Source organism: Aliiglaciecola sp. 3_MG-2023 (genome assembly GCF_030548205.1).
Classification (GTDB): domain Bacteria; phylum Pseudomonadota; class Gammaproteobacteria; order Enterobacterales; family Alteromonadaceae; genus Aliiglaciecola.
Map to the genome: position 1 here is coordinate 1 of NZ_JAUORV010000017.1, position 22,128 is coordinate 22,128.

Below are 22,128 nucleotides of genomic sequence, written 5' to 3' on the forward strand. Positions count from 1 at the left end.
GGGCAGGATTCGAACCTGCGAAGGCTGAGCCGGCAGATTTACAGTCTGCTCCCGTTGACCGCTTGGGTACCCCTCCAGGATTGATGGTGCCGACTGCCGGAGTCGAACTGGCGACCTACTGATTACAAGTCAGTTGCTCTACCAACTGAGCTAAGTCGGCACTGCATCAAGTGGGTGCGCATTCTAGAGTAATGATCCTAAGGGTGCAAGAGCATATTTGGAAAAAATAAGGAAAAAATGCAGATTTATTTAAATAAATGGTTTAGTTGCCTAAAAAACCTACTGAAGACAAGAAATGGCGAAAATAATTGTGCTTTTTTACAGCAATTTTGAATAAATTTTTTTAAATTATTTTTCAGGAATAAAGCGACTTAATCCCTCTAAAACCAAATCAGGTTTAAATAACACTTTCTCATCAACACAATTTTCTAGTAATTCGCCATCACCGCCACACAAAAATATTCGGTAATCATCGGCATAACGACTAATTAATTTGCGAGTGCTGTGTAAAAATCCTTCTAACATAGCCAACCCTCCCATATTGACACACTCAGGAGTGCTTTTTCCGAGGGTTAAACCATCAGGTGTGTGATTATCACCAAATACTTTAGAAGTTTGACTGGTCACTGCTGTACGCATCAATTTAAAACCTGGGGCTATCCATCCGCCTAAGTGTTGTTCTCCCACTACCAGATCGCAGGTTGCCGCTGTGCCCAGATCTAAAATAGCTACTGGCAATTGGGTATGAAGACGCGCTCCTAATACCGCAAGCCAACGATCAACACCTAGCGTCTGGAACTGCTCATAGGCACAACTAATACCAAAGGCTGACGCTTGAGTAGTGACCTGTTTAAAGGGAACATTATGAGACAAACACAGCTGCTTAATTTTAAGTATTACCTCATCATTTTGCACACTGGCGGCGATTACATATTCAGCACTGCTAATTTGGCTTTTTAAATTTTCAATAGAATCACATACTTGAGTTGCTATTTTTGCACCTAAAGGATCAACTGCAGCGTACTTAATCCGGCTATTACCAACATCTATCAGTAATCGATTATGCGGGCCGGACACTGATTTCGCCTCCATGGTAAGTTTCGATTTTTCCGTCTCTTTCAAGCAAAAGAGCCCCGTCGTTATCAATCCCCTTCACTTTGCCAAACACACATTGATTACCAATCATTAATTTCACAGGTTTGTTGTAGAAGTAATCCAAATCCGCCCACTGACTAATGAAAGGTGTTAAACCTTTAGTTTCAAATATAACTAGTGCTTTGATTAACTCATCGATCAACGTTGCCGCGAGTTTATTACGGTCAATAACCAAACCTGTTGCTTGCGCCAAATCTATCCAGGGCTGATCAATTTCTAAGTCTTTGGTAGGTAAATCAATATTCAACCCTATCCCTAGAATACAATCACAGGCAGAGCCCATTTGCCCTTCCACTTCAACTAAAATACCTGCAAGCTTTTTATCTTGAAGATAAACATCGTTTGGCCATTTAAGCATTGCGCCTTTTACAGAAAGCGTTTGCAATGCCCTCACTACAGCAATACCTATTACTAAACTTAACCCGTTGATTGCCTGATATCCACCAGCAAAAGACCAGAACATCGACATATAAATACTAGAGCCATAGGGAGACACCCAAGTGCGTCCTCTTCGTCCTCTACCGGCTGTCTGGGCCTCAGCTAAACACACATAACCGTTGCTCGGAGTAACCTTCATATCTCTGATAAATTGATTGGTTGAATCGATAACATTTTGCACGTTAATTTGGGACTGCATGATTTGTGGTAATAACTGCGCAATTTTACGATGTTCTAATAAGGTTAAGGGTTTAGCTAATCGATAGCCTTTTCCTGTCACACTGAATATATCCAAACCTAAATCACATAGGCCTTTGATGTGTTTTGAAACAGCCGCTCGGCTCAATCCGAGTTCCTTTCCTAACACCTCTCCTGAATGGAATTGTCCGTCAGCCAAACGTTGCAAAATTAGGGTACGCGAAAAATTAAAGGTCACAGCTTTACCAACCCTTTGTTACCGATTAAATTGACTTCATTTTCTAAGTGGATAGAAAAAGTGCTTTCTACCTTAGCTTGAATATGACGGGCCATCTCTAACAACTCAGCGCCACTGCCTGTGCCATTGTTAGTAAGTACCAGGGGCTGGCTTGGGTGACACTGAATACCACCTATTTGTTTACCCTTTAATCCAAGATGGTCAATTAACCAAGCAGCAGGTACTTTAACGCTATTATGATCCACCGAATAACAGGGTAAATCAGGCCAGTCGCACTGCAAACTTGCAAAATGCTTATTGCTCACTAAAGGGTTTTTAAAAAAGCTACCCGCATTGCCAATATCCTTAGGATCGGGCAGCTTAGCTTGACGAATAGCGACCACTTGCGCAAAGATTTGTTCAGGGCTAGGTTGCTTCAGTTTGGCTAACTCGCCGTAGTGATTACATGCTTGCCAGCGTTTGGGAATATGCAGCACTACCTGAGTGATAATAACCTTCCCAGCTAATTGACGTTTGAAAATACTATCTCGGTAACCAAACTTACATTCTTCATTGGCCAGCACCTGTTGTTCGCCGCTGTCAATATCAATACATACAACTTGCTTAATAAATTGATTTAACTCAACACCATATGCACCAATATTCTGTATCGGAGCCGCGCCCACAGAACCCGGAATTAAAGCAAGGTTTTCCAATCCAAAAATACCGTTTTGCATGCAAAAGCAGACTAATTGGTGCCAATTTTCGCCACTATTGACGGTTAATTGAAAATAATCACTAAACTCCTTGATTGTCTTACCCTTGGAGTCCACTTTAATAACAGTACCGTCAAAATCCTCCAGAAAGACACAATTACTGCCTTCGCCTAGGATCCATAATGGTGCGTCAATGCTCTTTAGAATAGAGAAATCATTATCAACTGATATCAATTTTTTACTACGAGCAGATAGCCCAAAAGTGTGCAGGGGTGTGAGTGAATGCAAGGTTGCTTCCAAGATATTTTTGCACAGTTTAACGAAAATAAGCTATGGGTAACAAGTGTTGCGTTTAGTTTGCTCAGATAATTGCTTAGAATTTCAGCTAAATAGGTGCTTTATCCGGCTCAACTCCCCGAAAATAAAAAGCCCGATATGAATCGGGCTTAGTGCATTTTTAACTAGATTATTTATTGGTCTATTTCATGACTTTTTAAAATAAACGCAAATTCTTCTGCGTAATCGCGTAATCTGCCATAGCGACCACTATTGGCAAAATGTCCCGCCCCCATATTAATTCGCATGATAAGCAGGTTGTCATCAGTCTTTAATTCACGCATTTTAGCCGTCCACTTAGCAGGTTCCCAGTATGTTACGCGGGGGTCGTTTATTCCGCCGCTGACCAACATCGGAGGGTATTCCTTAGCTTCAATGTTATCGTAAGGAGAGTAACTTGCGATGAGATCGTATGCCGCAGAGTCTTCTATGGGGTTACCCCACTCTGACCATTCTGGTGGTGTTAACGGCAACGAAGCGTCGAGCATAGTATTGAGTACGTCAACAAAAGGCACGCCGAGAGTGACTGAGCGCCATAACTGTGGAGCTTGATTAGTAACCGCGCCCATTAATTCGCCGCCGGCGCTACGTCCTGAAATAGAAATATTACCCTCAGAGACATAGTTTTCTTTAATTAGATACTCAGCCGCATCAACAAAATCATTAAAGGCATTGTTGCGTTTTTCAAGTTTACCGTCCAAATACCATTGGTACCCCAAGATGTCACTACCGCGAACATGGGCGATGGCGTATGCAAACCCCCGATCCAATAAACTCAGTCTAAGGGTAGAGAAGCCCGGAGGAACCGTGATCCCATACGCCCCGTAACCATAAAGGTGCAATGGTTGTTCACCGTCCTTTTTGAACCCTTTTTTATACACCACTGAAATCGGGATCTCTACACCGTCTCTCGATGGAGCCATAAGACGCTCAGTAACGTACTGAGATTTGTCATAACCAGATGGAATCGACGTTACTTTTCTGGTTTGCAGGTTTTTATCGCTAACCTGATAATCAAACACAGTTTCAGGCGTTACCATAGATTCATAATCAACACGCACAAAGTCTTGTTCAAACTCAGAGCTATTGCCTAGAGCAGCCGAGTAAACTTGCTCAGGGAAAGCGATATCATGGGAGTTTCCCTGATAATCTAAGATTCGAATTTTATCAATTCCTTTTTCTCTGGCCTGCAATGCGATGAATCCCTTAAACGTTTGCATGCCTAATAGATAAAGGTCGTCAGTACCCTCGATTAGTGTCTGCCAATTATCGTAAGAGGGTTGGTCATCATCTACGCTTACAAACCGAAAATTCTTATGAGTATCGTTAGCTAAAAGGTAAAACTTACCATTTGCATGGTCTAGGGTGGCGGAAAATTCTTGTTCCCTGGCAATTAATTTAGTTGGCGTGGCTAACAAATCGTTACTCGGCAACACGTGATATTCAGTAACTTCTCGCTGTCCTGAAGCAAGAATTAAATACTCTTGATCGCTCGAGTAATTAAACCCTAAGAAAAAACCATCATCAGCTTCACTGATTAATATTTTATCCTCAGCTTGGGCACTACCAATTTTGTGAACATTTACACTTGCTGTTCGCCATTTGTCTTTCTCTAATTTGCCATAAATGATCGACTGGCTATCGGCACTGAATGCTACCGAGCCGCTGAGTTCAGTAACTTCATCTGTTAAGTATTTTCCTGTTTGCAGATCAATGATACGCGCTTTGTATCGTTCGGCGCCGTCGGTATTGAAAGAATACACTAACAAGCGATTATCCGGGCTCACATCCCAGTCACCTAAACTGAAATATTCAAAATCCTTAGCCAATTCAGTTTCATCTAGAATAACGGCTTCTTCACCCGTCGCAATATTTTTGCGACTGCGTGTACGGTATTCTTCCCCCTCGCGATAATGCCAACGATATTCGTATCCGTTGTCAATCCACGGAACGGACTCTTCCTGTTCGTTTGTACGTCCTTTGAATTCTTCAAAAATGGTATCAACTAGCTGCTTGTTTGGTGCTAAAAATTGGTCGAAATAGGCATTTTCTTCAGTCAAATAATCAATAATAGGCTTATCATTAACTTCCGGATAGCCGGAGTCTTTAAGCCAGTGGTAAGGGTCGTTTAGCGCTTTACCGTGATATTTTGCCGTATAATCTTGTTTAGCAGCCACAGGAGCTGCAACGGTGAGTTGTTTTAATCTGGGATAAGTTTGCATTTCGGGTTCTTTATCGTTTGCACAGGCGGTTAATAATAAAACCGGTGCCAGTATGGTGAGTGCTAAGCGCATTGGTCGAATGTCCCTATTTATTTTTTTTAAACGTTAATAATACGGTGCGTGAAAAAATTTACCAGATAAAATAAGTAACTTATTGTAAACCTAGATTTAAGATCCATTTCGAGACAAAGGAAAGCGCTCAAGAAGCTCATTAATGGCGACAGTCTGTGCTTTAGCTAAACTAGCACTATTGTCGGTTTTAAAGTCGTGATGATTCGTTGCTGACCAAACTAACCTATCGTTTATCAAAACTTTCATACTGACGACGGCCACGGGTATTTGATCTGCGCCTATGGGTAAACTCACTCCCCCTCCAATGCTTACGCCACCAGAACGTCCAAAAGAACCGGTGCCAAGGCCGATTGAAAAACTGCTGTCGTTTTCTCGGTAATCAATATAGTGGTCGAGTTCTACGAGCGCATCGGTATAACCAACGTCACCTACGAGTTTGTTATTCGCTTCTAAAAACTGCGACACTTGGCTAATAAGACGATTGGCACTCAAGCTGTCTTCTTGGTTTCGAGAGACCACAGAATAACTTTTAAAAGCACCAAAATTGGTATTTTGATCGGTGTCCATCACTATATTGTTTGAGCTACATGCACTGAGCAAACCAAGTCCAATACACAAGATCATGATCTGGCTTAGCTTTTCTGAAAAATTAGTAAATTGGCTTAACATGGGAATTCCTTGGTGTAATCAACTTTCAATTCATTGCACTATGAATTGATTAATACTCGAGGGAAACAAAAATGATCACTATGTATGACCCTAAGTTTAGCCACAAGTTTAGTTGAGTTTCACAAAGGAATACAATCCGCATGTCAGTGAATGACAATACGGATTGGTATATTTGTCTATTTTAAAGCGGTTTAAGAGGCGCTTAATTCGGCTTGTAATTGTTCGGTTGAGGACTTTTCAGACTGAACGAATTTACGCCATTGCTGCGCCATACCACGACTGGTAGGGTGTTTTTCTGCTTCAGCTAACTGATTTAACGCATCCACATAACGTTTCTGATTAAAGTAGGACATTCCCAATACCAGGTGGGTGGTACCCTGATTCCGTAAACCACCTTTTTCTAATGCCTTTTGGGCACTTTCAATGGCTTCTTCAAATCTATCCATATTTAACAAGATTTGCGCTAGTTGGGCATCCAGTTCGCCATCTTCAGATAAAGCAGCAGCAGAACGCATTACTGGAACTGCTTTTTCATTTTCTTTCGCAAGGGTCCATGTTTGCGCTAAAAACTTCAAGTTACGCAGGTTTTTCTCTAGAACGCCATTCTCCATGGCTTGTTCCATTAATCTGGCACCTTTGTAGGGTACTTGATGATAGTAATAAAGTTGCGCCAAATTGAAAACGTCTGAGGCTTTATTGATGTAATCACTTTGGTAAGCAGCTTCAAGAATCGCAAGCTGTTTCTTTTCAAACCCTAACTCACCATACATGCCTGCAAGTTGCACCCAATACTCTGGACGATCAAATAGCTTAACCATCTTTTCCAGCACTTTAGTAACTTTTTCAGGCTGCTTTAATTCATAATAAATAGCCCGCTGTAATACATACCAGTTTTCGTCTACCTTATAGCCTTCTTCACTATTTTCTTGCTGCAAAATCGCTTCATTAATATATTCAGATGCGGCTTGATAGTCTTTTTTCTGGTACATAGCTTGCGCTTTAAGCACTAAATTTTTAACCGGTAACTTACCTGGCTGTAACGCTTCCCACCGTTCAAGGTATTCAATGGTTTTGTCATAGTTACCACGCATCATTTGCAACTGAGCCAAACTAAACAACGTGCTCTGCTCAAATGATTCAGGGATAGGCTGTTGCTCTACAACAGTTTCAAATGACGCTATCGCTTTGTCATAATCTTCCGCATTGTAGTAAATAAAGCCATAGAAATTATGTAGCATAGCCAACTCATAGCTATTCATTGAGCTTTCTTTTGACTTTACTACATCTAATATTTCTAGCGCCTCTTCGGTATTACCTTCATCGGCGACTTTTTGTGCTCTTGCCAATTGGTCGTACACACGAGTACGAAGGGCTGGCGTTCTGCGCGTTTTTCTTTCACTTGCACTGTTATCTTGAGCAACCGCCTTTGGAGCAGTGACAAATGAAGATACCAGTGTAAATGAGCTTGCCAATAAGATGGCTAAAATGCATTGTGTTATTTTCATGCGTGCCTCTTAGTTAACCATCAATCTGGAAAGTAATGCGGTTTTGCACACCAGACACTTCAGCTGGTTCACCATTGACGACTCTCGGTTTATATTTGAATTTCATAGCCGCATCCATCGCCGCTTGATTGAAAATATCCGGGGGCGTAGCTTCGACTACGCGAATGTCTTTTACCGCCCCTAATTTAGATACCGTAAATTCAACAATTACAAAGCCTTCAATACCGCGAGATAACGCTCTGCGCGGGTACACTGGCGCAACTTTAACGATAGGAAGATATTCACCATCACCAGACTCTAGCGCTAATCCCCCACCCAGGGCCACATCGCCACCCACATCAGCTTCAAACGCTATGCCGCTGCCATCAGCATCAGGCGTAGGTGAATCCATTTGCGGTTGTTCCATCTGTGGTGGCGGCTCTTTAGGTGGTGGTGGCTTACGTGGTTTGCGATCTTTTTGCTCCACGGTTTCTTCTTTTTTCAGGCGCACGAAATCAAGTACTGCACCAGGCTTAGGGTCTTCTAACGTCTGGTCACCACTGGCGATAAGCGCTTGCATTAAGAAAAACAAACTTACCGTGATGAAAAACGCCACTACAACTGCCAGAAGGAGTCTTGCCATTATATTTTACTCTTGTGCTGCGATAGAAACGTCGTAGACACCCGCGGCTCGCGATGCATCCATGACTTTAATAAGCGTTTCAGTGGTCGCTTTGCGATCAGCTTGAATCACCACAGTACCTTGTGGGTTTTCGGCTTTTAAGCGTTCAATGTTTGCTTGCACTGCGCGCACGTCGACTCTGCGTTTATTAATCCAAATTTCACCTTTGTCGCTAATTGCCACTAAGATGTTTGCACGATCTTTCTTCACTGCTGTTGCCGCTTCAGGTCGGTTTACATCGATACCTGATTCTTTAACGAATGATGCAGTTACGATAAAGAAGATCAACATGATAAATACGACGTCCAACATCGGTGTCATATCGATTGTTGCTTCTTCTTCTTCAACTAAATTCTGAATTTTTCTCATAAATACTCTTTCTTCACGCAGGCCTAAGCCCTAGCGTTGAATCTCCAATGCATCTTCTAGATGTAAACGTTCGGTTTTTGCAGTTCGCGTTAGCCATGTAGACGCAAATACGCCAGATAACGCCCCGACCATACCAGCCATTGTTGGTATAGTGGCTTGGGAAACCCCTGCGGCCATAGAACGGGCATTACCACCGCCAGACATTGCCATTACATCAAATACCACTATCATTCCCGTTACAGTTCCCATTAGTCCCAATAAAGGACATAGGGCAACTAGTGCCTGAATAATGGGCAAACTGAAACGCAACTTAAGACTGACTCTGGAAATCATTGCCTGTCTAATTTGATGGGCATTCCATGAGTTTCGATCACTCCGAGCTTGCCACGTGGAAATGGTCTGCTTTTTAAATTGCTTATGACCATATGTCACATAGAAAATCCGTTCGAGTATCAAAATCCACATCACGAAAATCAGTGCACCGATTATCAGAAGGATAATCCCACCCGTTTCAGTGAAGTCTCTTATTGATTCAAAGATTTCTACAAACATCGTCTTATGCCTTTGTGCCAGACTGAGTTTCTGCTCTTTCGGCAATGACTCCCGCTGCTTGTTCTTGCAATATCGCTACGATATTTTTGCTTTGGGTATTAAGCAGTGCATAAAGCAGTGTGGTAGGAATTGCGACAACCAAACCTAGAACAGTTGTAATCAATGCCGATGAAATACCGCCGGCCATAATTTTCGGGTCGCCTGTACCAAATAACGTAATTTGTTGGAAGGTCACAATCATACCGGTCACCGTTCCTAGTAATCCACCTAGAGGAGCGACGACTGAAATCATCTTCACAAGCGTTAAGAAACGGCCTAGTTTAGGTACTTCAGCTAAGATTGCCTCGGTCAAATGCAATTCCAGGGCTTCAGTGTCAGCATTTGGATGCTCATCTTTTACTTTAAGCACTCGGCCTAAAGGATTGCCTTCGGAGATTTTGCTAGATTTGAGTTGCGAATTCACTTTCGCACCTACAAGGGTTAGTACTACAAAGCGCCAGAAAGCAACCAAGATACCTACAGCTCCGACAGCAATAATAATGTAACCTACAAGGTCACCTTGATGGATACGTTCTTCAAGACTTGGCGCTTGTACTAGCAAGCCTAAAATAGTGCCGCCTGTTGGATCTAATCCGAAAGAAACCAATTCTCCATCAGAACTTTGTAAGGCTGCTGCGCTGCTTGTATAGCGGTCTGCAGGTTGACGAATTAATTCAGCTACAGTATCAGTTTCGCCTTCGTATTTAAGGTATTTACCGTCAGAAACCAAAGCAAAAGGTCCAACTCGAACCACTTCTTTGTTAACTTTAGCGCCACCCGCTTCAACAACATCGGTAGTGAATTTAGTCACCTTACCTGATTCAGTCATTTCACGCTGAATTTCAAACCACACACGTTCTATTTCTTCAATTGAGGCCAATTTAGAACTAGTCCCCATTGATTGTGCCATCTCATCTAAAAACTCAGAACGACCGGAGATTTGCGCAGAAACCGTTGAGTTATAAAATTTATTCTTGGTGTCACCAGCAACCTGCTGCAACACACCGAATAATTCTTTTAAAGAACCCAGGCGTTTATCTAAAGCGTCATTCAAATCAGCTAATTTGAACTCATTTTCTTCGAATTGTGTTTCTAGCTTCTCTGACGTATTCAACTCACCATTGCGCTTTGAGGTTACGTCTCGTAGCATTTGATCTTGCTCTGCGCGCTTTTGTACAAACTCTTTTTCACGCTGAGTATTCTGTTGGTTCTGTTGATATTGGCCTTGCTCTAATTGTTTAAGCAATGCATCTAAATCTAGTGGTTTACTTTCCTGAGCGAAGGTAGCTCCGGCAAAAGTAGCGACCAAAAGAACAGCAGTATTTCTAAATAATTTTCTCATGGTGTCTACTCTCTTAATCCGTAATCGCAACTGGTAACATCAACAAATCAGGTGCCATTTGTTTCTTGGCCATTCTCAGACCTTTAGTGATTTGGGTGCGGTAGTCAGAAGAAAGAGGTTCCCACTGACGAGTTTGTTTATTCCAAATTCCCTGCATACTTGCATCACGAGTTTGGTATATAAGCGCTGTTCTGCCGATACGCAGGAAGTCCACGTTTCTTTCCTGGCCTTCAATAGTGTGCAAACCAGGATAAGCTTCTAAGGTGCGACCGTAATCCATTTCAACTTGATAAGCTTCCATTACGCGTCTGAATTTTTCTGAAGGAGCAACGTCTGCACGGTCCATCATGTTACGTAGATCAATGATGCGGTTAGCGCGCTCTTCGCCTAAAAACGGCACATCTAATTCCACAAACTGTGCTAATCCATCAATCATGCGAATCATCAAAGGGGTAATCTGACGCTCAATAACACTGACTTCATCAATCGCATTATTTAAATCCAACATTTCCTGTTGTTGATTGGCGATTTGCTTTCGCAGTTGCTCGTTGTAAACCATCAAGCCGTCAATTTCTTTGTTGATAGTTTTAAATTGCTGCAACTTGCTGCCAATTTGATCAGTAATATTGTTGATCTTTGATTGGGAATCAGCGGCAGATTCATTAATTTCAGCTGCGGCATCAACCACAGGTTGCAATTCTTTGTCCTGCTGCGCAACGGCAGCTTGACCAGTCAACAGACTAACGAACAGTGCTGCAGACAATGTTTTTATAAGTTTCATACAATCAAACCCTAGAGTGGAATCGGGTTGGTTTACAACCAACAATAAAATCTGAGGGCAAGGATAGGGGCATAGTGTGACAGTATTATTACAAAACCTAATAGAATGTAGATAACTACCGCCGAATCAAAAAATGAGCTAAATAAGGAACATAAGCAGCTGTTTTTAATAACTAAAGTGTGTTTTCAACTGTTCGTATCTAAAGTTTTATTCGATAAAATCAGAGAGCAAAAAACTATCATCAACAGGTCGTTTTTTACGGTTATGTGACAACTTCGCTGAATTTTTAGGCAACTAACTAGAAAAACCGATAAAAATCAGTAATTTAACAAAAAAGTGAATCACAAAAGCTAACAAACAGAGGTAGCTAAGCAGAGGAATACCAGAACATGATTATTGTGTTAATTTAGGCAATCAGAAGGACAATTGAAGTTCAGCAAACCAATACATGGTAGAGGTTACCTAGCGCAGGTTATAAAATTTCATATAAAAGCAGTCATCTAACTATTTGACTGCTTTCACGTTTAATTTATTACATTAAAAGTGTTTAATTAAGGTCATAGGTTTCTGTATATAAATGGATAGTGGGCCCTTGATCACCGCGCTTAAACTTAGCTCCTTGCTTGGCCACACCATTTTCATCGTAAAATGAATGCCAATCATTGCGCACCAGAGTTCCGTCTTTCATTTTGGAAATTTCCACATGTTGAAGTAAGTATGACTTACCAATAGTGAAGCACTTTTGGTGCGTATTAACCCCTGAAAAACGCGCAAATTCAGGAATCCAATGATAGGTTGCATTGCAACCGGCTACCGTGGAAAGTTCGTCCATTTTGATAGTTTCAAAGGCTTCAGGATCATCACCTTTTCCCCAAAAAGACAAGCCATGCTTTATGTTTTTGAAAGAGTATAAATCTACTTTTAAATTTCCAAAGTCATTACGATATAAGTGCCAAATTTGATTACGGTCGGGTCTGACATCGGGTTGACTGGTTTCATAATAGATCCAATAGCCATCATTGCGTTTATGCCAAATGCGTTGGAAACGTAGTTCGCTTAATCCCCAACGTGGTTCTGCTTTGGCGGCGAGATCTTTATCCCGTTGTTGAACATTTGTAGTAAAGCCTAAATGCCACTGGACGAATTTCTTTAACATTGTTTCGTCTTCAAGGTTTTGAGCTTGAGCAGACAACAGTCCTGCTGCAGAGATCACTAAAGTTATCAGTAAGTTTTTTATGATTTTCATAACTATACGCCTTTGTAAATTATTATATATGCTCTGAACATACCAACTGAAAACCATCAGCAGCAGTCTAAATATGAGTAAGCAGCAATTACCCTGATCGGATAATTAAATTTATAGTACACAGCAAAAACACTAAAGCAATATCATTATGGCAATAGCTCTAGAGATGTTATCTCTATTTTCTGATGATTAAATGAGGAAAATATACTTAAGAAGAAACGTAAAAAGAACAGTGAAAAAAGTAATTCAGGGGCGCCCTCCCCCCATGGAATAGCAACTTTCAAGGATCAGTAGAGTGGATGATTAAAAGCTAGTCACTATTAAATGCAAGCTAATTTCCCGAGTAATAATATTCGCAAATTCTAAATCAATTAATAATGTTACAAATTATTAGTACTGACAATCGCTGCCTTTGAAAGTTAGATGATCCATTTTGGGCTAGCTCTCACCAGTATTCACTTCCTAATTCTATTCATTCATTTTGCACAGTTTCTGCACTTTTGTTTTGTATCTTTACTGTCTATTTAGATACAGCGTATTAATCAACCTCAGAGTATTCGCAGTTGATGCGTAAGAAAATTAAAGGACTTATAATGCTGAAACAATTTCACTCAAACTCTTCCTACACATTGAATAATATTGTAAAACTAAACTTAGTGATTGTTATCTTCGCTTCTTTACTTTGGTTAACCGCTTAATTATTTAGACACCCATAATTTGAGGATAATTAATTAGACACCCAAGTTGATAATTAATTAGACACCCAAGTTGATGAATAAGCGATCCTAAAACCAACCGCTAAAAACAAAACGATGCTCTTTATTATTGCTTTGAATGAGAGTTCGAATAGAAAACTGAAATAATGGGGCTATATAAAGCGATTACATTCTTTTAGCGCGTATTGCAGGCAGCAAAAAATTACCTATGGTTAGGATGATTAAAACAAATTTGGATGTTTTTTTGTTTAGGAGTGTTGTAATAAAGCTTTGGCCTTTGCTATTCCACGTATTCGTTGATGGCCAGTATGCTGTTTAAATTGGTACATCATTTGTTCATTACCTACTGCTGAGTAAAAATGTTTTTCAAACTCTGTAGTAAGCGTAAGCCATTGCTTCGAGTTTAATCCAAGACTTTCTAAAATAGGGCTATACTGCTGTTCAATATAACCAGTTTTGTCTTCTCGAATGCACCTGCCTGTGCAGTCTACGAGTTCACAATAATCAATTAAGCTAAACGCAATACCTTTAGTTGTATCTTGTTTGTGATTTCCCACAAATTGCATCAAGTTTTGAGGTTGTTCACCTTTAATTAAAGCCTGAATACGTTGTTGTATGCTGGTGTATTTTGAGGTTTTTGGTGTTTTTCGTAGCTTCGCCCGGATAGGGTTTAGATCTACATAGGCCATGCAGGCGAGGACGGCCGATTCGTCTAACAAAGCCTGAGATTTAAATCTACCTTCCCAAAATCGTCCAGTGCACTCATCTTCTTTGTTTGCTTCTCTGGCGATGTATTCATTGAGGTTACGCATGAACCAACTGATGTCGTACAAGCGTTTACGATAGATGTTAATCGTTTCATGTAAAGTGAGTAGCTCACTTTGACTGAGTGACTCGCCATTCATAAATCGTTGACTAAGCAAGGTACCTTTGTGCAGTTGATGCCAACGATACAGGACTTCTTTCGGTGACCAAGTGGCTGCATCTTGTTTATCAACACATAAAACAATATGGGTATGATTACTCATGACAGCATAGGCACATACATCAATTGCAAAAACATTGGCCAAATGCATCAAACGCCGCTCTACCCAACCTCGTCTATGTTCATAACTTTGTCCCGTATATTCATCTTCACCGCACAAAAATGAGCGACGAACACACCGGGAAACGCAATGGTAATAAGGCGTATCAACAAGACTAATTTGAGATTTACGTGACTGCGGCATAACGAACCATCCATGGTTGTTTTAGTAATCTAAAGCTTAGAACAAATAGAAAAAACTGCCACAACTTCTTGGTTGCCTTATTTAAAGTGGGTGTCTCGTTAAGGATCTACTCATTAAGGCTATTTATAAAATTCTTAGTATGGATGTCCTGAATAAGAGAAGAGATTGTGCTTAGTTAGTGTACACCCTCCTCTATTTATTTAAGCAAGTTTGGTAAACAACATTCACGCAAAATGGTAATGAAGTTGGTAATACAATCACTTACGAGTTTGGTAATATAATTTATATCGATTGGTTGATATATTGGTTTTCATTGAGTATATTACCATGTAACAATAAGGTAACATCATCTTAACAAGCGAACCGCGACCATATGTCCGCATTAAAAACCAACGGAGAACTCGATATGTCGTTGATATCAGGGAACAACACCAAATTAGTCTATCAAAAAGAGCTTTTTACACTTACCCCCGCCGCAAAATGGGTTAAGGCTGCAATTTTTGCTTCTGTAGCTGGCTCATTTGCGTTTTCAGCAACCGCACAAAATTCACCTACTGAAGATGAAAACAATGCAGACAACGTCGAAGTTATCAATGTCGTTGGTACCCGAAAAACAATTCAAGACCAAATTGCAATAAAACGTGAAGCAACGACTGTTGTAGACGGGTTATCTGCTGAAGATATAGGCGATTTACCAGCACTTTCAATTGGTGAAGCATTAGAGTCGATTACAGGTGCAGCATCTCACCGTGAGAATGGTGGAGCCACTGAAATTACGATTCGTGGTTTAGGTCCCTTTTTAAGCGCCACGCACATAAATGGTCGTGAGGCGACAAATGGTAGTGGTGACCGTTCAGTTAACTTCTCCCAGTTCCCATCAGAGCTAATGAAAAAAGTGGCTATCTATAAAACCCAAGACGCCTCTATGATAGAGGGTGGTGTTGCCGGTGTTATAACCCTAGAAACACTTAAACCACTAGATTACGGCAAACAACGTTTTCAAGCTGAAGCGAAACTTAACTATAACCCAGATCAAGCTGACGTCGAGAACTCACTCCAAGGCGATTTGGGCTACCGAGGTACAATAAGTTATGTTGACCAGTTCGACTTTGATAACGGAGCTGCAGTAGGTATAACTGTGGGTTGGCAACGTCAAGACATCAGTCAACCAGAAGCTGAATATCGTAGCTCTAGTCCTTCAGGTTCATCGTTATGGGCTTGTTTAAATGATCCAACAAATACGAATGAAGGATTTTTCCGCGGCGCTGCTGGCGACTGTGAAGACCAAGTTAGTGGAAGTAGTAACCAAGGTTACAATTCTGAAATCGATCCTGAGACCGGCAGAGCAATCGATTACGGTACCCCATATGCGTGGACTGGCTCAAGCCGTAGTTTCCGTCAAAACGAAACATCTGATGAAAGGGATGCTTTGTTTTTAGGGTTACAATTTCAACCAAATGAAGCTTGGGATATCAATTTCGACGCACAAATTTCTGATCGCACCCAAGCAGAAGCACGTCACGATTTAATCTTCTTACAGAAACGTGTTACGCCTGGCGTAACCGGAGAGAATTTAATTACTAACAGTGTTGGCGGTATTTTACACTGGGAAGGAGAAGAACGCATTGAATCTGCGGGAGAGCAATTTTCTCGAGAAGAAAACTACCGTGGATATGGTTTAAATGTCGAACATTATGTAAATGACAATCTCACCATTCGTGGCGATATTTCATATTCGCAAACCAAGCGTGAGGAATTACAAATATCCAACCGCGGCAGAACTGCGGGTCGTCCATTCATTTCTTGGGATATGGGTGAACAAATACCGAACTTTACGGTCACCAACTTCGATGTAACTGATATTTCTAATTTTACAGATAGTTTACGCACCCGTCTTGACCGTGAAAACGTTCGGGATAATGAAATTACTTCAGCTAGACTTGACTTCGATTATGCATTAGAAGACGGAGCCTTCACCAGTATTCAAGGTGGATTACGCGTATCTGAACTTTCTTTTGTTCAATACGGTGGAAGTAACGGTAACGGTTCTAGAACCGAGGTTAACTTAGATGAAACCGTAACGAACCCAATCGATGTGCTTGAAAGTTGTCAAATTGACTTTCCTGAATCAGGCTTCTTATCAGGCGTATCTGACGGTGATCTTGTTACCAACGTAGACAGCGACGGTAATGTTAATAGCAGTGGCACTGGCTCTTCATGGGCCACCTATGACAACGTATGCTTCTCACAAGCAGTGGCTGCTTCTGGTGGGGTGGCGTTTGGTTATCCAGATGTAGAGTATGAAAATCAAGGTACAATTGACGTAACTGAGAAAACCTCAGCTGCATACGTTATGGCTAGCTATGATACCGAAATGTTGGGTAAGTTCATCCGAGGTAACTTCGGTGTTCGTGTTGTAAAAACTGAAGTCACATCTGTCGGCTTTAGACAAGGCTATGTGTTTACGCAAGATCCGTTAACTGATTTATGGAGCTCTTCAGTAGCAGGTGATATTGAACGCGCGGTTTCAGAAAGTGATTACACTGAGGTGCTACCTAGTTTCAACTTGGTAGTCGACTATAGCGAAGACATTCTATTTAGAGCAGGGGTTTATCGTGGTATGTCTCGCGCCGATCCTGCGGATTTAAGTTATGACCGCACAATCGAAACCGACGACCAAGCTGAAGCAACTTCACGGGAAGAATTATTAACAGGGGTAAATGGGTCTGGTAATCCAAGCACTAAACCTCTCATGTCATGGAACTACGATGTAGCAGTTGAGTGGTATCCTAATGAAGACTCAATCGTTGCGTTCGGTTTCTATTACAAACAATTTAATGGTGGCTTCCAGCAACAAACAGAATTAGAGAGCTTCACCATAGATGGAGTTGAAGTTGGATTACCCATTACCAACTCAGTAACCACTGATACAAGCAGTGACTTATTCGGTTTAGAAATGTCGTTGGCATATCGCTGGGATAATGGATTAGGGGTTAAAATAGGCTACAACTATGCAGACTCAGACTACGAGTTTGAAGATAGCCTTTACGGAGATACTTTCGTTACAGATCTAGACGGTGTAACCACTCAACTAAAAGAAGGCATTGTAGAGCCTGGTAACGTTCCAGGATTCTCAGAACATGTATTCAGCGGGCAAGTCTATTACCAAATCGGTGACTTCGATACCGCTCTAATCTACAAGTATCGTAGCGAGTACTTCCAGCCATATACAAGTAACGGCACCAGACTTCGCTTTGTTGATGAAGCTGGAGTTTGGGAAGCGCGTGCATCTTATAAAATCAATAAACATTTCCGTGTAAAAGTATCCGCAATTAACTTGTTCAGTGAACCTAAGTCTCAAGATTTCTTCACCATCGGTAATACGGGTGAAGTGAATGACTACGGTCCTCGTTTGTTCGCAGGTATTAGCTTTAAATATTAATCACGCACAATGCATAGTTAGGATACACATGGAAACTACCAATTTTGTTTGCTAGCTATGCGAAATAAAAGAATAATTTTCAGGAGTAGAAAGCATGTTTAAGAAAAAACTTATACCCCTCGTCGTCATGACAGCCTTAGTAGGCTGTACTGATGATGATAAGGCTGAGTTGGATGGCAATACTCGCGGAAGTGTCGCAATCTCCGGTAGCGAATTTTTCGCCGGCGCTACACTAACAGCAACGGTTACTGATGCCGATGGAATTGAAAGTCCAATCACTTATGCTTGGTCAACAGGCGTGACAGGCGACACATACACTATTACCGAAGCCGACGAAGGCACGGTTGTCTCGGTGTCTGCTAATTATACTGATAATGCAGGTTTCACCGAAGGAGTGGGTGCATCCACTCCCACGATCAACCCGACACTCAATGTAACAGCTAACGTCGTTAAGGGGCCCGTAAATGGAGCAAGTTGTGACATTTATGCACTAGATGATAGCGGAGCAGCAGTTTCTCCTGCGCAAGCAACTGCGACGACTACAGATACAGGTGAAGTGACTTTTGCGGATGTGCATTTCGAAGGCAACGGACTGATATCATGTACTGGTGGTACTTATACTGACGAATCTACAGGTGAAACCTTAGATGCGCCTATGCTTAGATCTGTGGTGGATGTAGTTGAAAGCACAATTGATGAGAATGGCGATGTGCAACCACCACCAACCTATGTTGTCTCTCCTTTGACTGAAATGGCTGTTCAATCCGCAGGTTCTAATTTAAATGATTTTGCGACAGTTGTTGAAGGGATTAATGCCCGTTTTGGCATTCGCTTTGATGTCACTGAGATTGCTCCTACCACAGTTGGCGTTGAAGCCCTTGGAGCAGATGGAGCAGAAAATGCCGACAGATACGGTTCGGTATTAGCCCTTTTGTCACAGCTAGATGCTGACGATGGGGATAAAGATTTAGCTGCAATTTTAGCCGACCTCGTTACCGACATCGCAGACGGTACCTATTCTGATGCTACCTTAGATGCATTTGAAATGGCACAAACCAACCTGCAATCTACTTCAGAAGTTGCAGGTGACGTTGACGTAAGCCTACTTGACGTAATTGGTGCAGCAATTGGCTACAATAATGATCCCGTTACCGCAATAATAGGTGGAGTGCTAAGTGCGACTGTGCAAAATACAGAAACGGACACGTTTACAGCATCCGCTACTGTCACAGATCCAAACTTTGAAGAAGATGCTTTCATCGAGCAAACAGATGTCGTGCTTGATTATGGTACTTTCAGTATTACCGCAGGCGGTGAATGGTCTTATTCAGTCGACACTGCAAATGACACAGTGGCTAGTCTTGAAGTAGGTAACTCCGTCAACGACATTGTTACTATTTCAACAATAGATGGTACCACAGCTGACATTGATGTTCGTATCGCAGCCCTAACTCAAGTGGTTCAGATTTCTGACACCGGTGATGATACTGGTGAAATTAGATTTGGCGTCGATAACTTGCGTCAAGGTAAACTTAGTGCCTCATTTTCTAAAGAAGTCGCCCTAGGTAGTGATGGCAACAACAAAGATGCCTATATTACGCTTTACGGCTCTTCAGGTAGTTCTAGTGAATCACTAATCGATTTACGTATTCAAGGCAGTCAAACTGATGCAGACGGAAATCCGATAGATCCTCGTTTCTTAGTGCGTAACACCGACAGCGACGCTTACCCAGGGATTATGATTACCGCTCCCTTCGTTGAAGAGCAGTTTTATGATGTAGAAATAGCCTGGGATTTAGACGCAACAGAACAACTAACAGTCACTATAGACGGTGAAGTTATTGGAGGTGGCTCGTTCTCAACAGCAGCCGTTGTTGATACAGACTTCACAGATTTAGACCAATGGTTTGCTGACGGCGTACAAGTTATCCAATTTAGATTTGGTGATAACGACAGAACCATACCTTTTGGTTCATTCTATGTTGACAATATTGCGATTTATTCCGATACAGATGGCACCGAAAGTGTCTTTGAAGATGATTTCGAAAGTTATGATATAGGCGAAACTTTAGATGGTGATAGTAGTCTTTACGGTTTAGCTATTTACTCGGAAGTTGCGGTTTTTGACATTGGCGATGGCTCTGCGGAACCCACACCTGCAGCTTTCTTCGATTTAACTGCAACAGTTGCAAGTGATACTTCTGTACCGTTAACAGGTACTGTTAGTGTAATTGATCCAGATGCCGGTGAAGCCTTTATCGTTGAATCCACGATTACAGGCACATATGGCTTGCTAACAATACTAGAAGACGGTTCTTGGACTTATACCCTTGATACTGCCGATCCAACAATCGCAGCCCTTGAAGTAGGCGAACGTGAAACCGACACAATCACCATTGAATCTGTCGACGGAACAACGGCAGAATTGGTTATCACTATTAACGGCACCATAGTAGTTGATACAGGGTCAGACAAAGCCGCAAGAATCACTGATTCTTCCACGGAAGATGCGGGCGAGTTAAGATTTAAACCTGATGATGCCATTGTAAAAGGTAGAATGACTGCAACGGTACACAGAGAAGCAGGCGCTAAAGCAGAAGACCCGTCGGAAGATGCGCAAATTGCAATATTCGGTTCTAGTACTAGTACCAGTAACGCAATAGCATATATTTCATTAGATATTAGTGGCGATGATTATGACCTGCGCGCTGATGGTTCTTCTAGTGGTGGCGGTTCTACTGCTGGATTTGCAGAAGGCCAAGATATCGATTTCGAAATATCTTGGGATGCAACCGCTGCAAGCGATACAGTCGCCCCATTGGTCACCGTAACAATCGACGGAACAGTCGCGTTCGAAGGTGAATTTTCTTCACCCAGTGCTGACCTTTCAGCGGTAAAAGATGGGGTACAAACTGTATTCTTCAGAATTGGCGGTACCAGTGATGTAACGGCCTTTGGTTTGATTGTTGATGACGTTAAGTTGTATTCATCAGACACAGGATCAGAAGTTGAAGTATTTAGTGACGATTTTGAATCCTATACAGTGGGTAACTCCTTAGATCCCAATGCAGATACTGCAGATACTGCACCTATTGCAGATGCAATTGTTGAAGCCAACACCCCATACAATAGCAACTCATTTGAAGCTTTTGTTGTGGAGACGGGAAGCACAGAAGAAAATAGTCAGTATGCAATTATTACTGATTCCTCGACTGAAGATGCGGGAGAATTAAGATATAAGCCGGATGATGCCATTGTAAAAGGCAGAATGACAGCCACAGTACAAAGAGAAGCCGGTGCTAAAGCTGAAGACCCGTCGGAAGATGCGCAAATAGCAATATTCGGTTCTAGTACTAGTACCAGTAACGCAATAGCATATATCTCATTAGATATTAGTGGCGATGATTATGACCTGCGCGCTGATGGTTCTTCTAGTGGTGGCGGATCAACGGCTGGATTTGCAGAAGGCCAAGATATTGATTTCGAAATATCTTGGGATGCAACCGCTGCAAGCGATACAGTCGCCCCATTGGTCACCGTAACAATCGACGGAACAGTCGCGTTCGAAGGTGAATTCTCTTCACCCAGTGCCGACCTTTCAGCGGTAAAAGATGGGGTACAAACTGTATTCTTCAGAATTGGCGGTACCAGCGATGTAACGGCCTTTGGTTTGATTGTTGATGACGTTAAGTTGTATTCATCAGACTCAGGTTCAGAAGTTGAAGTATTTAGTGACGATTTTGAAACCTACACCGTAGGTAACTCCTTAGATCCCAATGCAGATACTGCTGATACCGCACCGATAGCAGGTGCTATTGTCGAAGCCAATACGCCATATAATAGCAACTCATTTGAAGTGGTAGTTGGAGAAAGATAAGTTATAAGGGTGGATAACCTCCACCCGAACTTTAATCACTTAAGAGACCGACGGCTCACCCCGTCGGTCTTTTTTATTTAGCTACGAAAATCCTTGTGTCGCTGCCTTATATTCCCAAGTTATCACTAGCCTATTCTAAATAAGTCGCCTGATGGCACTCTGCTAAGTAATATATTTTAGAGCCGCAAAATTACTAACACGACCTATATTGCGCCCTCTATTCTCTTCTGGGTGCAATTTTCTGACCTCACTTTGCTGTCCTCCTTACACTTTCACTCATTGAACTACTTTTGGATGAAAGCAGACTGGAAAATTTATTCAGTGTAGCAGCCTCTTAAATTTAACT

At 41.8% G+C, this 22,128-nt stretch carries 15 protein-coding genes and 1 tRNA gene; 2 read left to right on the top strand and 14 right to left on the bottom strand.

The features are described from left to right. Positions 1-84: 84 nt before the first annotated feature. The 14 genes from Q4574_RS17340 to Q4574_RS17405 form a co-directional block, all read right to left on the bottom strand. Positions 85-160: transfer RNA gene (locus Q4574_RS17340), tRNA-Thr, on the bottom strand. Positions 161-348: 188 nt separating this feature from the next. Beyond that, positions 349-1,077: a type III pantothenate kinase gene (locus Q4574_RS17345; protein ID WP_303475851.1), complete on the bottom strand. Its 729-nt coding sequence runs from the start codon at positions 1,075-1,077 to the stop codon at positions 349-351. Then, positions 1,061-2,029 (bottom strand): bifunctional biotin--[acetyl-CoA-carboxylase] ligase/biotin operon repressor BirA, encoded by a 969-nt coding sequence (gene birA / locus Q4574_RS17350; RefSeq protein ID WP_303475855.1) that lies wholly within the window; start codon positions 2,027-2,029, stop codon positions 1,061-1,063. The genes Q4574_RS17345 and birA overlap by 17 nt, the downstream gene beginning before the upstream one ends. After that, complete coding sequence (murB, locus tag Q4574_RS17355) at positions 2,026-3,012, bottom strand: UDP-N-acetylmuramate dehydrogenase (RefSeq protein WP_303475857.1); 987 nt, start codon at positions 3,010-3,012, stop codon at positions 2,026-2,028. The genes birA and murB overlap by 4 nt, the downstream gene beginning before the upstream one ends. 182 nt (positions 3,013-3,194) lie before the next feature. Further along, positions 3,195-5,354 carry a S9 family peptidase gene (locus Q4574_RS17360; protein ID WP_303475859.1) on the bottom strand — a complete coding sequence of 720 codons (2,160 nt, stop codon included), beginning with the start codon at positions 5,352-5,354 and terminating at the stop codon, positions 3,195-3,197. A 96-nt stretch (positions 5,355-5,450) separates the two neighbouring features. Then, positions 5,451-6,023: a DUF4136 domain-containing protein gene (locus Q4574_RS17365; RefSeq protein WP_303475861.1), complete on the bottom strand. Its 573-nt coding sequence runs from the start codon at positions 6,021-6,023 to the stop codon at positions 5,451-5,453. Between the two features lie 191 nt (positions 6,024-6,214). After that, positions 6,215-7,528 carry a lipopolysaccharide assembly protein LapB gene (locus Q4574_RS17370; protein ID WP_303475863.1) on the bottom strand — a complete coding sequence of 438 codons (1,314 nt, stop codon included), beginning with the start codon at positions 7,526-7,528 and terminating at the stop codon, positions 6,215-6,217. A gap of 13 nt (positions 7,529-7,541) precedes the next feature. Continuing rightward, positions 7,542-8,150, bottom strand: a complete 609-nt coding sequence (locus Q4574_RS17375; RefSeq protein ID WP_303475865.1) for an energy transducer TonB — start codon at positions 8,148-8,150, stop codon at positions 7,542-7,544. Between the two features lie 6 nt (positions 8,151-8,156). Then, positions 8,157-8,558 (bottom strand): biopolymer transporter ExbD, encoded by a 402-nt coding sequence (locus tag Q4574_RS17380; RefSeq protein ID WP_008845615.1) that lies wholly within the window; start codon positions 8,556-8,558, stop codon positions 8,157-8,159. A gap of 30 nt (positions 8,559-8,588) precedes the next feature. After that, entirely contained in the window at positions 8,589-9,110 is a 522-nt protein-coding gene (locus Q4574_RS17385; protein ID WP_216046392.1) for a MotA/TolQ/ExbB proton channel family protein, read from the bottom strand. 4 nt (positions 9,111-9,114) lie between these two features. Continuing rightward, the gene (locus Q4574_RS17390) at positions 9,115-10,491 is read right to left on the bottom strand and encodes a MotA/TolQ/ExbB proton channel family protein (RefSeq protein ID WP_303475871.1); all 1,377 of its coding nucleotides are present in this window, start codon (positions 10,489-10,491) and stop codon (positions 9,115-9,117) included. Positions 10,492-10,504: 13 nt separating this feature from the next. Beyond that, positions 10,505-11,272 (bottom strand): DUF3450 domain-containing protein, encoded by a 768-nt coding sequence (locus Q4574_RS17395; RefSeq protein WP_303475874.1) that lies wholly within the window; start codon positions 11,270-11,272, stop codon positions 10,505-10,507. 547 nt (positions 11,273-11,819) lie between these two features. Continuing rightward, positions 11,820-12,518 carry a CpcT/CpeT family chromophore lyase gene (locus tag Q4574_RS17400; protein WP_303475877.1) on the bottom strand — a complete coding sequence of 233 codons (699 nt, stop codon included), beginning with the start codon at positions 12,516-12,518 and terminating at the stop codon, positions 11,820-11,822. 964 nt (positions 12,519-13,482) lie between these two features. Then, positions 13,483-14,463, bottom strand: coding sequence for a transposase (locus tag Q4574_RS17405; RefSeq protein ID WP_303475880.1), 981 nt, complete (start codon positions 14,461-14,463; stop codon positions 13,483-13,485). 406 nt (positions 14,464-14,869) lie between these two features. Between Q4574_RS17405 and Q4574_RS17410 the strand changes: the two genes are divergently transcribed. Then, the gene (locus Q4574_RS17410; protein ID WP_303475882.1) at positions 14,870-17,905 is read left to right on the top strand and encodes a TonB-dependent receptor; all 3,036 of its coding nucleotides are present in this window, start codon (positions 14,870-14,872) and stop codon (positions 17,903-17,905) included. Between the two features lie 94 nt (positions 17,906-17,999). Then, positions 18,000-21,782, top strand: coding sequence for a VCBS domain-containing protein (locus tag Q4574_RS17415; RefSeq protein WP_303475884.1), 3,783 nt, complete (start codon positions 18,000-18,002; stop codon positions 21,780-21,782). Positions 21,783-22,128: the final 346 nt, after the last annotated feature.